This window comes from Blautia sp. 2227st1_G12_2227SCRN_220401, assembly GCF_039062885.1.
GTDB classification, from domain to species: Bacteria; Bacillota; Clostridia; order Lachnospirales; family Lachnospiraceae; genus Blautia_A; species Blautia_A fusiformis.
In genome coordinates this window covers 1-12,400 of record NZ_JBCLNI010000013.1, presented here as the reverse complement: position 1 = coordinate 12,400, position 12,400 = coordinate 1, and the positions used below count along the sequence as shown (strand labels likewise).

The following is a 12,400-nucleotide window of genomic DNA, read 5'->3' as shown; positions in this document are numbered from 1 at the left end:
TTATTTTACCTCCAGTACTTCAGAACCATTATTTACTGTTCCTTCTGCAAGCATTTTTACTTCTTCATAATCATCGGTATTGGTTACGATCAGCGGTGTGGTCACATCATAGCCGGCTGCCTTAATAGCATCCATATCAAAGGTGATCAGTGTCTGGCCTTTTTTGACCACGTCACCGTCCTTTACATGAGCGGTGTAGAATTTACCGCCAAGCTCAACGGTGTCAACGCCGATATGGATCAGCAGCTCCAGACCACTTTCTGTTGCAAGCCCGATGGCATGCTTTGTGTCAAAAATTGTAGAAACCGTAGCATCACAGGGTGCTTTTACTTCACCTTTGGACGGAATCACTGCCATGCCCCTTCCAAGGACTTCAGATGCAAAGGTTGCATCCTTTACTTCTGAAAGCTGGATCGCAGTTCCCTCAAGCGGGCTGTAGAGGGTCTGTGCACCTGTCTCTGAAGTTTTCTCCTGGGCAATTTCTGCCGGAGCATCTGATTTTTTCTCTGCTTCAATATTTTTTTCAGCTGTTTCCTGTACCTCATCCTTATATCCGAACATCCAGGTAAGCACAAAAGCCACACCAAATGCGATGGCAAACATCAGGATATAACCAACTGGATTATTCAGGCACAGCAGGATTCCGAAGATACCGGTAACACCTGTTCCTGTGGCACCAAGACTGCTAATGGAGGCAAAAAGTGCTCCGCATGCACCACCCAGGCAGCCCATGATAAACGGCTTTCCGAAGCGGAGGTTTACACCGAAGATTGCCGGCTCTGTGATTCCCATGCATGCGCTTAAGGCAGAAGGAACAGCCATGGATTTGATCTTCTGATTTCTGGATTTCAGGCCTACAGCAAGAGCTGCACCACCCTGTGCAATGTTAGCTGCAGATGCAAGTGGCAGCCAGTAGGTAACGCCGAATTTGGCCAGCTGTCCAAGGTCAATGATAGTGTACATGTGATGAACACCGGCAACAACAGTCGGTGCATAAAAGGCACCCATGATAAAGCTTCCGATTCCAAATGGCAGTGCGATCAGCCACTGGATCCCATCCAGAAGTCCGTTCTCAACAGCTACGAAGATCGGTCCGATAATGGAAAGTGTAAGATAACCGGTTACAAAAACACTGACAAGTGGTGTTACAAAAAGATCGAACATTGCAGGTACGATCTTATGAAGTCTTTTCTCGATCTGTGCCAGTACCCATACTGCAATGATAACCGGGATCACATGTCCCTGATATCCCACCATGTCAATGGAGTAAAGTCCAAACCATACCTTCTGCGTTGCCTGCACACCCTCTGTTGCAACAGTCCAGGCATTCTGCAGATTTGGATGGATCATGATCATACCGATAACCGCACCCAGATAAGGGTTGGCACCGAATACCTTCGCACCACTGTAAGCGATAAGGATCGGCAGGAATGTATACGCTGTGTTGCTGAAAAGCTGTGCAAATACATAAATGGAACCATTGGTGTTAATATTCAGGAAGCCGTTGTTTACCATAAAGTTCAGGGCTTCCATGATTCCCATCAAAAATCCGCTTGCTACGATAGCTGGGATGATCGGGACAAAAATATCTCCCAGTGTCTTGATCAGTCTCTGTATCGGATTAGCCTTGGATGCTGCCACCTTCTTAAGCTCATCCTTACTACTCTCTGATATTCCGGCGATCTGGATAAATTCATCATAAACCTTGTTTACAACTCCTGTTCCCAGGATGATCTGCATCTGTCCCTGTGCGAAAAACACGCCCTTCACACCGTCGATGTTCTCTATATATTCCTTATCCGCCTTGTCATTATCCGCAATGACCAGACGAAGCCTTGTTGCACAGTGCGCCGCGGAAATGATGTTTTCTTTCTTTCCTACATGATCATAGATTTCCTGTGCTGTCTTTCTGTAATCCATGTCCTTCCTCCTTTTCTGCTACTGTTCCCGGACAGTCATCTCTTTCTGCTTTCCCTTTCTTCGGATCAGATCTGTCTGTTCTTTCTTCAGCTTCCCGGGATTTATTATCTCTGATCCATTGTTTTTCATTTATTTATGAGATTGATTTCATATATCTATTCATACAAGGAACGGTAATCTTTCCATTTTTTTAAGTTTTTTGATGATTTTAACACTTTTCAATGGTTTGTTTTATGTTGTTGCTTGCGTTCTTATGTGGAATCGTTCTCATATCTTACTTGTATTATAACTACTGCATTATTATTTGTAAATCCGCAACATCTCACAAATTTCTTCGGTCAAAATTGTACATATTCCATAAGAACAGATGCAAGACAGACAAACCAGTCAGGACATCGCAGAAAAAATCTGGCATTTTTCTGTGTTTGCTCAGCCATAACACAGCACCACACAAAAAAGAAGCAGGTCTTTTTCTCCCAAAAGATCTGCTCCTGTTCCACAATAACTTATAATTTCTTCCTCTGTCTGCGAGGATATTCTCTGTTACCTGTGAGATTCCCGTTCCACAAGCTCACATCCCATTTTTATTTCCTTGCTGATCCCGGTATCGTTCTCAATAAGATCAGCCAGCATGGCTGCTGCCTCCATTCCGCTGGTCTTATAATAAAAATGTACCGTTGTCAGCTTCGGTTCCACGATCTTACCCGGAACTCCATCCCCAATCCCTGCGATCTGAACATCCTCGGGAATGCGAAGCCCGATCTCCTTCAAATAAGTCATGGCTCCCACCGCCATAGTATCCGTAGCACACACAAGAGAATCTATGGAAGGCTCCTCCTCAAAAAGCTCCTTCGCCATCTCATACCCGGAATCCATGGTAAAGCTTCCGATCTTCATCCTCTCCGGCACGACCTCCAGCTTAGCTTTATGGATAGCATCCATAAAACCCTTTTTCCTGCAGGCACCAACTGCCTCGTCCTTATCTGTAACGCCGATATAGGCAAACTTTTTCCCCTTCTCCGCCAGCTTCTCCGTGACCTGAAAAGCTGCTTTATGATCATCCTGATAAATACATGGATATCCGTCCAGATGCTGTCCCAGGATCACGATCGGTACCTTATAATCCTTCAGCATCTGTTTATGCTTTCTGGTAAACATGGTAGCAATAAAAACCACTCCGTCCACCTGACGTTCTTTAAACAGAGAAAGGTATTTCAGCTCTTCTTCCACATCATTATTGGTATTGGCCAGAATAAGCTGATATCCTCTCCGTGTAAGAATATCACTGATCCCTGTCACCTCACGGCTTATGGTATCTGAATTGATCTTTGGAAGGATGACACCGATGAGACTGGTTTTTTTGGTCCGCAGTGTCTGTGCCTGGGAGGATGGCTGATATCCTGTCTCCTGGATCACCCTGCGGATGACTTCCTTTTTTTCACTGCTGACATATCCATTATTCAAATATCTGGATACCGTAGCTCTGGAAACTCCGGCAAGCCTGGCTATTTCATTAATGTTCATAACTTATGTACCTCTTCTTTTGTCCTGTTATATCTGTCCTTGTATGCATATTTATAATATAGATTATACACGGTTTCTTTCCGGTAAAAAAGCTTCTTTTCCTATATAAGTGGAAATTTGGGGTTAATGTTCACTCCGTTCTCAGTAGCATGCTTCACAAGGCAGAGGATACGGGATGCATATACCTCCCATCCCGTATCCTCCATACTCTGTTTCCAAAAATCTCCCCAGCATATCTGTTTTTCGGTTTTCCCTGTCATTCCAGATATTCAAACGGATCTACCGGCATGCCATCCTTTTTCATTGCAAAATAAAGATTCGGGCCTTCTACAGAATAATATTTTGTAGGTGCACTGATATTTCCGATCACTTCACCCTCCTTTACTGTGTCGCCTTCTGCCACAGTAAGGTCCTTCAGCTGCCCGTATACTGCCTGATAACCATTTCCCAACTCCATAGTCACAGTCGTTCCCGTACAGGCATCCTGTACAACAGAAAGCACCTGGCCATCTGCCGCCGCATACACCGGCGCATCCTCCACTGCCTGCAAAGCAATGGCAGAGCTTACACGATACTGATCCAAAGTCGGATAATATACGGTTTCATCCATATTGTAATCCACAAGAACCGTTCCTCTGACCGGCCATTCCATAATGGAATCCTCCGTAAAATCCAAAGCCTGTGCTGCAATTCCGACAGCTGAGGTCTCTGCGGTATCTGTGGAAGCTCCAGCTCCGTTATTCACCGCTCCCTCTGCCGATGTATTTCCGGCATTATCTGCTGTATTTCCAGTGCCATCTGTGCGGCTTCTGCCTGCACCTGCTGCCGCAGACACGCTCTTATCCTCCGTACCACTTCCATTATCTGCATCTGCCGCTGCATTTTCGGCTGTACCACTTCCTGCAGTCTCACGGATGCTTCCTGTCACTCCATCTGCTCCGGCTTCTGAAGCTCCTGACAGACCTGCTTCATCTCCGGTTTCTCCATCAGAGATCTCATCCTGTGCTACATGCTGCCAGCCATCTCCGGCAGCTGCCGCATCCTCTGCGTTTTCCCCGTCCGAAAGCTCCTCTTCCAGCCCGGTCTCTTCTACCTGTACAGAATTTTCCTCCTGGGGATTTTCTGCGATGGGCTTTGTTCCAAGCTGATAAACAGTAATCCCAAGTGCCGCCACTGCTGCCAGAACACCTCCGTTGATAATACCTCTCACAATTTTACTTTTCATATTCTTTCCACCTCTGTCTGATATGTTCATTTTCAGTAACAGAAAAAACAGTAAAGCTGCCGTTTCGGTCACCATTTCTATATCTATAGAGTGTCCAGAATATGGCTGTCTATTCATTTTTTGAATATTTTTTTATCAGACGTTGCTTCGGATGCCTGACTTTCTTTAATCCTCAGCTTTCAGCTCCATCTCCGGAAAATATTTTTTCAGGATCTCCTCCGCACTGCTTCCGTTTTTTGCCATCTCATTTCCACCAAACTGGGAAAATCCCACACCATGACCGCTGCCACGCACTCGCAGATAATAAATATCATCCTTTTTCTTCAAACTGAAATTCGCGGATTCCAGTCCCATTCCCGCTGCAAAGCTTTCTCCCTCCAGAAGTGTTTCCCCAATCGTAAGCTCTGTCACATAACCGGCACTGTCCCGTTTTTTGATCTTCAGCTCCCCGGAAAGCTGCCCCGCAGGAATTTCCACGATTTTTATATGATCCGGAGATTTTTTATCCTCACTGCTATCTGCCGATTTCAGATATGTATACGCCTCATCATGAAAAGCTTCTTCCCCGCTGCGGGTTTTCCCTGCGCTTCTCTTATGCCAGGGAGTCAGCCTCACTTTTCCTTCATATATAAGTACCTGTCCATCCGTCTCTTTTGCTGCCTGTTCATAGATCTGCCTTTTTTCTGCAAAAAAATATCTCCAGACTTCCTCTGTACTTCCGTTTTCCCTCAGGATCTCTGCCAGATTTTTCCCCTCGCCCAGCCACCTTTGAATATTCGACCGTGCAATCACAGTCTGCGCTTTTATGGTTTCTTTTTTCATATTCGGGGAAATCTGCGAAAAAACAATGACCGGGAGATATTCTTCCATATCCGGCACTCTCTCTGCCAGGACCCTCTCCGGTCCATTAATGGTTGCCGCCGAAAAATAAGGAAGAACAATTGCTAAAAACACCAGACAATATCGAAGAAGCGCATATTTTTTCATAAAAAGCACCATAAGCGTTCTTTTTCCTAATATATGTTCTTTTGCCAAAAATTATTATTTGCTGTATACTATAGCAGTTCTATGAATCAATGCATCAAAAAAAGTTATTCCGAACATGCTGCAGTAATTTATGGAAATGCTATGTATCAATCCAAAAAGTATCTGCAGCGATCAGTCCTGCTCACCGCTTATTGCTTGCCACGAATGGAGGTATCACACACCATGCTTGCCATCTTTCTCGCACCATTATATATTCTCATTAATATTTATATCGTCCGTTGGATGATTTTGTGGATGGGTGCCTGCACTCATTTTTTCCAGACCTTTGCGTTCCGGGCATGCTTTGCAGGTGTTTATATTTTTTTGGCCACTTCTCTTCTGACCTGTTTTCTTATCCGGAAGCCCCCTGCGCTCCATCGCTTCCTGAAAAATACGGCAAATTATTTTCAGGGAACATTTCTTTACATCCTGATCGTAATCGTAACTACAGATCTCTGCAGACTGATCCTGAAGCATACGCTTCATCCGGCCTGGATGTATTCCCGGAAAGCCTTCGTAGTCACAGGCGCTGTCTGCACCCTTCTGATCATTGGTGTCAGTCTCTATGGGATTTTTAATCAGTGGAATATTAAGACAAAAACTTATGATGTGAAAATAGACAAGCAGGTGAAGGGAATGGACTCCCTGAAGATTGTCCTGCTCGCAGACATTCATTTCGGTTACAGTATCGGAGAAAAACATGCCGGGCTTCTTGTAAAAAAGATCAACGCCGAAGATCCGGATCTGATCTGTATTGCCGGCGATATTTTTGATAACGAATATGAAGGGATCAAAAACCCGAAAAAAACAGCGGCCATTCTCCGTTCGCTGAAATCCAGATACGGCGTTTATGCCTGTTGGGGCAACCATGATCTCAGCGAACCGATTCTGGCCGGTTTTACCTTCCGCAATGCAAAAAAAGATTATGATGATCCCAGAATGCGAAATTTTCTGGAATCTACCAACATCCGGCTTCTCGATGACGAAACCGTCCTCATAGATAAACGATTTTATCTGACAGGCCGTAAGGATCCTTCACGCTGCCGAAAAATGTCCGACACCCGTAAGGATCCTGACCAGCTTACAGCCTACCTTGACAAAACACTCCCGATTATTTTTATGGATCATCAGCCCGGTCAGCTGGATGAAGTGGCAGCCGCAGGCGCAGACCTTGATCTCTGCGGCCATACTCATGACGGCCAGCTGTTCCCTCTGAACATCATCACCGGCCTGGTCTGGGAAAATTCCTGCGGCTACCTGAAAAAGGGGACTATGCACAACATCGTTACCTCCGGTGCCGGCATATGGGGCCCGAATATGCGTACTGCCACAAACAGCGAGATCTGTTCGATCACAGTACATTTTTATCCTGCCAGACCTAACTCCTCTGATCCCTCATAAATATCTTCCACCGGCAGCTCCTCCCCACTCTCACTATCCTCTTCTGTTATTTCTGTTCCGTCATTTTCTTCTTCCGTTTCAGAGTCCTTCGGAAACTCAATTACTTCAGCCGTATCACCACTTTCTGATATCTCCGGCTCTTCACTGGAATCATCAAATATCTCTTCCTCAGTATTATCGTCCGTCTTTCCTTCTTCAGAACTCATATTGAGTTCCTCGCTGCTCTCTTCTTCAGCTTTCTTTTCACTGTTTCGGATGATCTCAAGGGCTTCTGTTTCTGAAATAATGCCTGAATTATCTTCCATTGCATTTGCTTCCGGCACTTCATAATCATATACAAAGGTATTGACTGGCATAAGCTTGTTTGACTGCACATCATAGTCAAATACATGCCACAGGTATCCTTCCCTGTTAACCGGTACATTTGCCTGGTAGATCTGTTTTCCACCCCGGTAAACGGTTACTTTGGCTGACGAAGCAGATAATTCTGTACTCGCATCATCTTCACCGTTTGTATAATCGTATACATAAAAGCTATATTTTCTTCCGGTGAAGCCTTTGTATATGGTTGTTGTTTCCGGTCCATAGCTGCTTGTATCATCCAGATCCAGATTTGCTATTACATCTCCATCCTCTGAATATGCATTTTTATCCCTGTAGTATACATGGAAGTAGTCATCTCCGTTTTCATCAGCAGGTCCCAGCAGATGAGAATCCAGGTCTCGCGGAGTTTCTCCCCATGTAAGCACGATCTGAAGAAGTCCCTCATCTCCTGCACTGATATTGGTCGGTGACATTGTTACATCACGTTCACTGCATGCATTTGCCTGAACTACAACATTGATATGAGCAGAAACAAAATCTTCATTGCTTGCATTCAGCGTATAGTTTCCGGCTGGCACGGTCAACGTATAGGTTCCATCTGCTGATACGCCTTCTTTCACAGTCTCTCCGATCACATTATCCCAGCCCTTACGTAATTCATAAGTTACATTTTCTATATTTCCACCGGTCATGGAATGAATAAATCTTCCACTCAGCTCACCATCTCCGGCTTCTGCTCTGGATACCATCAGGAAAGATTCTGCGTATGTGATCTGGTTCGCTGATACTCCCATGGAACTGCTTTCATATTTCTGGTAACCGGTTGCTGTGACAACAATTTTGTAGATTCCTTCATCAAGATCATTAAATGAATAAGTTCCATCTTCTTTCGTGAAAGTTTTTTCAACCTTGACTGTTCCGGAATATGCTTCCACGCTGGCATTTTTTACAGGAGCTTTACTGTTTGAATCCAAAACGCTTCCCTCAATGCTTCCGGCTCCGACTGTACATTTATCTACCAGTGTTCCATTTTCAAAATGAACCTTCAATTTTAGTGGATTATCGTCATCATCAGACAGAAAATCCTTGGACAACGTATAATGCCATACCGTTTTCAGGAACTTTCCGACCACCGTATCCGGATTCAACTCACCCGCTGCGTAAATATAGGTTCTTACATCAGAACAAAGCACATTTCCGGCATCACGAACTGTATAGGATACGCTTGCCTTTGCCGCAGGTCCTACCTTAATATCAATTCCCGCCAGATCCCATGTCTCCAATGCAGTCAGATTTAATCCAAACTGAAGACCGCATTTCGCAGATCCTTCTATTGTGACCGGTGTCAAAGTCTGACTGAAATCATGGATAAATCTTCCATTTCCATCTTTGAATTCATATCCGCCAGTTGCTTCAACGGAATATTTCACAACAAACTGCCCGGACACATCATAAAACAGAGAAACCACCAGATCTGCAGAAAGACCAGTTGTACCAAGCTTTATAGGAACTCGTCCCAGTTCAAGTACATCGCTGACTGTTTCCATAGTTCCACTTGCATGTTTGATCTGCTGCTCTGAATTCACGCCACTTATATAAAGTCCACCTTCGAAATCAGCTTTTCCTGTAACTGACGCAATAAAATGCCTTACCTCTATCTTTCCCCAGCTGAATCCGGCATCCAGCTTACAGCTTACATCCGGAATCGTAACAGCAACAGAACCGGACAACTTCACCTTATCATTAAATTTATGATTAAGATCAAATTTCAATTTACCTGGAACCGGAATACTTCCGCCGAGAGTAAGTCCTCCTGCCGGCACCTCACTTGAATTTTCCGGAATATACTCATATTGAACGCCCTCTGCAGTTACCTGCATATTTTCCGGATCTGCAATTCCTGCACCTTCAAAATCAATTGATTTGTAAACCTCTGAAATATCATCCGGTTTGCCGGCCTTAATGATCAGACGTCCCTGTCCGTCCTTTGTGATATTCTGGACTTTTAATGCAATATCTGTATCTGTTCCCATTTCCTTTGCAGAAAACAGTACAACCTTTCCGGTTTCCAGATTTTTATAAGCATTTCCATCTTTTACTGTGATCGTATAAGTTCCGTCACTGTTCTGGACAACATTGTATATATTTTTGGAAGTATCTTTGACTTCAACTACATTTGTTGCATAGGTAACCTTGCTGTCATAATTCTCATCGATTACTGAGTCCTCAGTGATCTGGTCGATAGCTTTTAAGATCTGAGCTGCATCATTTCCGTTAATTGCCTTCTCCGGTTCAAAGGTATCTCCATTCAGAGACAGCATATTCTTTTTCAGTGCAATAGCTACAACATTTTTATACCTGATCTGAGCCGCATCTGCACATGTCGGTTCTTCATCCGTAGTTTCATATCCCATAAGCATTACTGCTGTATATGCGGCAAACTCTCTTGTTGCATATTCGTCAGGATAAAAATATGGAACATCCTGCTCATCGGTTTCATCGGGAATGATTCCCATAGTTTTTGCAATTTCTGCTGCGATTCCATTTTCATTTTCTCTGGTATCAGCATAATAATAATTTTTGCTGTCAAACTGCTCTTCATACTTGCAGCCAACTTTATCCAGAAGAAGTTTTACCCATTCACCTCTGGTGTATTCATGTCCGGAATCCTGCACGTATTTTTTCGTAACAAAAATCCTTGCAAAGATTTTTATTCCTTTTACTTTGGCAACAATCGATGTATTTCCCTCTCCGACCGCCTGGACAACACCTGTTTTTGTTACTGTTGCAATTTTCTGATCAGCAGATAACCAGCTTACTTTAACACCTTTTTCCTTAAAACCAAGCTGGATACTTTCCCCTTCTTCCAGAGTAGCTTTTTGATTTTTCAGTGTTGGTTTCACAACTGTTATCTTACATCGATATGTTCTCTTCTTGGAATCTTTAAAGGTTACTGTACATTTTCCTGTTCCTGTTACAGAAACCGTACCATCTTTTTTTACCTTGGCAACCTTTGTATTTGAACTTGAGGCAGCTTTGATCACATCACCCTTTATCGAAAGCTTCCTGGACGTATTCACTGTTCCCCATACAAATTTTAAGCTCTTTGCAGACAGATAAGGATTTTTTACCGTAACCTTACAGGTATACACTTTTTTTCCTATTTTAGCCTTAACCACTGTTGTTCCGGTTTTTACTGCTGTTATTTTTCCCTTAGAGCTGACTTTAACGATTTTTTTATTGGCAGAACTCCATACTGTCTTTCCCGAAACACCGTTTACTTTTAACTGCAGACTTTTTCCCTTTACATACAATACGGCTTTTTTCACTGACATTCCCGGGCTTTTTACTGTAACCTTACAGGTTAATGTCTTTTTGGCAATTCTGGCCTTTACTGTTGCGGTTCCGGTCTTCACAGCCGTTATCTTTCCCTTTGACGAAACCTTTACAACTTTATTATTGGAAGAAGACCATTTCACGGCTTTCTTCCAGTTTACAACCTTTAACTGTGATGTTTTTCCCACGTACAAAACCTTTTTTGTACTGTTCAGTCTGGGATTTGCAGCTGCATTTGCTGGCATGCTGATTCCTAAGATCAACATCAGGATCAGCATCAGCGGCAGCAATTTTTTTGATGCACTTTTTCTCTTCATAAGCACTTTTCCCTTCTGCTGTACTATGCTATAATGTTCATCAATTATAAATTTTCGAGATCATTCGAAATCATTTATAATTAATCCCCCGTAAATTATCAGACTATCAACCAAGAAAGGAGAAAAATCATGAGTGTCACCGTAAATCCAAAAGCACGCCAAATTTTACCGGTTATTCTGGGCTGCTGCGTAATCGGAACTGTTTTTTTTCTGGCAATAACTATCTGTTCCGCCATAAAATATCATGATTACGTACCTGTAGATGCTGTTATATCATCTGTCAGCCGCTCAAATAATCCTAACAAGCCTCATAGTTCCAATTATCATAACTATGTGAAGTACTCTTACACCTACAAGGAACAAAACTACACAGCTGACCGAATCGAGTTTTTACGCCTCGGCAAAGCCCCCGGAAAGCATGTTCAGATTAAATGTGATCCGCAGAATCCAAACCAGATCCAGAATATCTATTCTATGACCATCTGTATTGTCTTCCTGGTAATCCTGATCATAACAGATTTCCTGCTCATTCTTATGATAAAGTCTTAATACTGTACAGCTATGCTCTAATTATATAACATTTTTATCTCTTGAACTTTGTCAAATTTGTCGCAAAATGGACATTTTTTGTCAAAAATGTCCATAATATTTTTTATCGCATTGACATACTCCTACCATTGAAATCCTACTCGATGGCTCTGCTGATTCGTTCGTCAGTACGTAATTTTCTATGATATAAAAAAAACGGTTACGCTGAATCACAACGTAACCGTCTTCCTTTATACTATACTCGCACAGATATAAAACAAAATTCCCACCTACTGCCTTGAGCAATAAATGGGAATTTATCTGATCCACTTAAAAAGTGAGGCATCGGGGATTCGAACCCCGGACAACTTGATTAAAAGTCAAGTGCTCTACCGACTGAGCTAATACCCCATATTAAATTAATTAATACTCAGGCTTTTTCTAACCAGCCGTTTGTATGTTTTACATTAAAACATGCCCAGAGCCGGAATCGAACCAGCGACACGAGGATTTTCAGTCCTCTGCTCTACCAACTGAGCTATCTGGGCATAAGTAGCGGGGACAGGATTTGAACCTATGACCTTCGGGTTATGAGCCCGACGAGCTTCCAGACTGCTCCACCCCGCGTTATTAAATGTTAAAAGCCGATGATCGGACTCGAACCGATAACCTGCTGATTACAAATCAGCTGCTCTGCCAATTGAGCCACATCGGCATTTAAGTGGATGGAGAAGGATTCGAACCTTCGAAGGCGGTGCCAACAGATTTACAGTCTGCCCCCTTTGGCCACTCGGGAATC

6 protein-coding genes and 5 tRNA genes are annotated in these 12,400 nt (G+C 43.4%); 1 reads left to right on the top strand and 10 read right to left on the bottom strand.

What is annotated here, in order from left to right; translation table 11 throughout:
• From ABCM67_RS08320 to ABCM67_RS08305, 4 genes are all read right to left on the bottom strand, one after another.
• Complete coding sequence (locus ABCM67_RS08320; protein ID WP_342992739.1) at positions 1-1,920, bottom strand: glucose PTS transporter subunit IIA; 1,920 nt, start codon at positions 1,918-1,920, stop codon at positions 1-3.
• Between the two features lie 543 nt (positions 1,921-2,463).
• A complete protein-coding gene (locus ABCM67_RS08315; protein ID WP_021652887.1) occupies positions 2,464-3,444 on the bottom strand; it encodes a LacI family DNA-binding transcriptional regulator in 981 nt (326 codons plus the stop codon).
• Positions 3,445-3,700: 256 nt separating this feature from the next.
• Complete coding sequence (locus ABCM67_RS08310) at positions 3,701-4,669, bottom strand: M23 family metallopeptidase (protein ID WP_342992738.1); 969 nt, start codon at positions 4,667-4,669, stop codon at positions 3,701-3,703.
• Between the two features lie 165 nt (positions 4,670-4,834).
• The gene (locus ABCM67_RS08305) at positions 4,835-5,704 is read right to left on the bottom strand and encodes a SpoIID/LytB domain-containing protein (protein WP_342992736.1); all 870 of its coding nucleotides are present in this window, start codon (positions 5,702-5,704) and stop codon (positions 4,835-4,837) included.
• 246 nt (positions 5,705-5,950) lie between these two features.
• On the opposite strand from ABCM67_RS08305, the gene ABCM67_RS08300 reads away from it, so the two are divergent.
• Entirely contained in the window at positions 5,951-7,096 is a 1,146-nt protein-coding gene (locus ABCM67_RS08300) for a metallophosphoesterase (RefSeq protein ID WP_342992735.1), read from the top strand.
• Here the strand turns inward: ABCM67_RS08300 and ABCM67_RS08295 are convergent.
• The 6 genes from ABCM67_RS08295 to ABCM67_RS08270 form a co-directional block, all read right to left on the bottom strand.
• Positions 7,060-11,073 (bottom strand): carboxypeptidase regulatory-like domain-containing protein, encoded by a 4,014-nt coding sequence (locus tag ABCM67_RS08295; protein WP_342992734.1) that lies wholly within the window; start codon positions 11,071-11,073, stop codon positions 7,060-7,062. The genes ABCM67_RS08300 and ABCM67_RS08295 overlap by 37 nt on opposite strands.
• An 866-nt stretch (positions 11,074-11,939) precedes the next feature.
• A tRNA-Lys gene (locus tag ABCM67_RS08290) sits at positions 11,940-12,012 on the bottom strand.
• 64 nt (positions 12,013-12,076) lie between these two features.
• Positions 12,077-12,149 (bottom strand) — tRNA-Phe (locus tag ABCM67_RS08285).
• A 5-nt stretch (positions 12,150-12,154) separates the two neighbouring features.
• A tRNA-Met gene (locus ABCM67_RS08280) sits at positions 12,155-12,228 on the bottom strand.
• A gap of 15 nt (positions 12,229-12,243) precedes the next feature.
• A tRNA-Thr gene (locus ABCM67_RS08275) sits at positions 12,244-12,316 on the bottom strand.
• Between the two features lie 7 nt (positions 12,317-12,323).
• A tRNA-Tyr gene (locus ABCM67_RS08270) sits at positions 12,324-12,399 on the bottom strand.
• Position 12,400 lies beyond the last annotated feature (1 nt).

Bases quoted from the DNA above. Each gene is read 5' to 3' on its own strand.
- ABCM67_RS08320 (WP_342992739.1), bottom strand. From the start codon at position 1,920: ATGGATTACAGAAAGACAGCACAGGAAATCTATGATCATGTAGGAAAG.
- ABCM67_RS08315 (WP_021652887.1), bottom strand. From the start codon at position 3,444: ATGAACATTAATGAAATAGCCAGGCTTGCCGGAGTTTCCAGAGCTACG.
- ABCM67_RS08310 (WP_342992738.1), bottom strand. From the start codon at position 4,669: ATGAAAAGTAAAATTGTGAGAGGTATTATCAACGGAGGTGTTCTGGCA.
- ABCM67_RS08300 (WP_342992735.1), top strand. From the start codon at position 5,951: ATGGGTGCCTGCACTCATTTTTTCCAGACCTTTGCGTTCCGGGCATGC.
- ABCM67_RS08295 (WP_342992734.1), bottom strand. From the start codon at position 11,073: ATGAAGAGAAAAAGTGCATCAAAAAAATTGCTGCCGCTGATGCTGATC.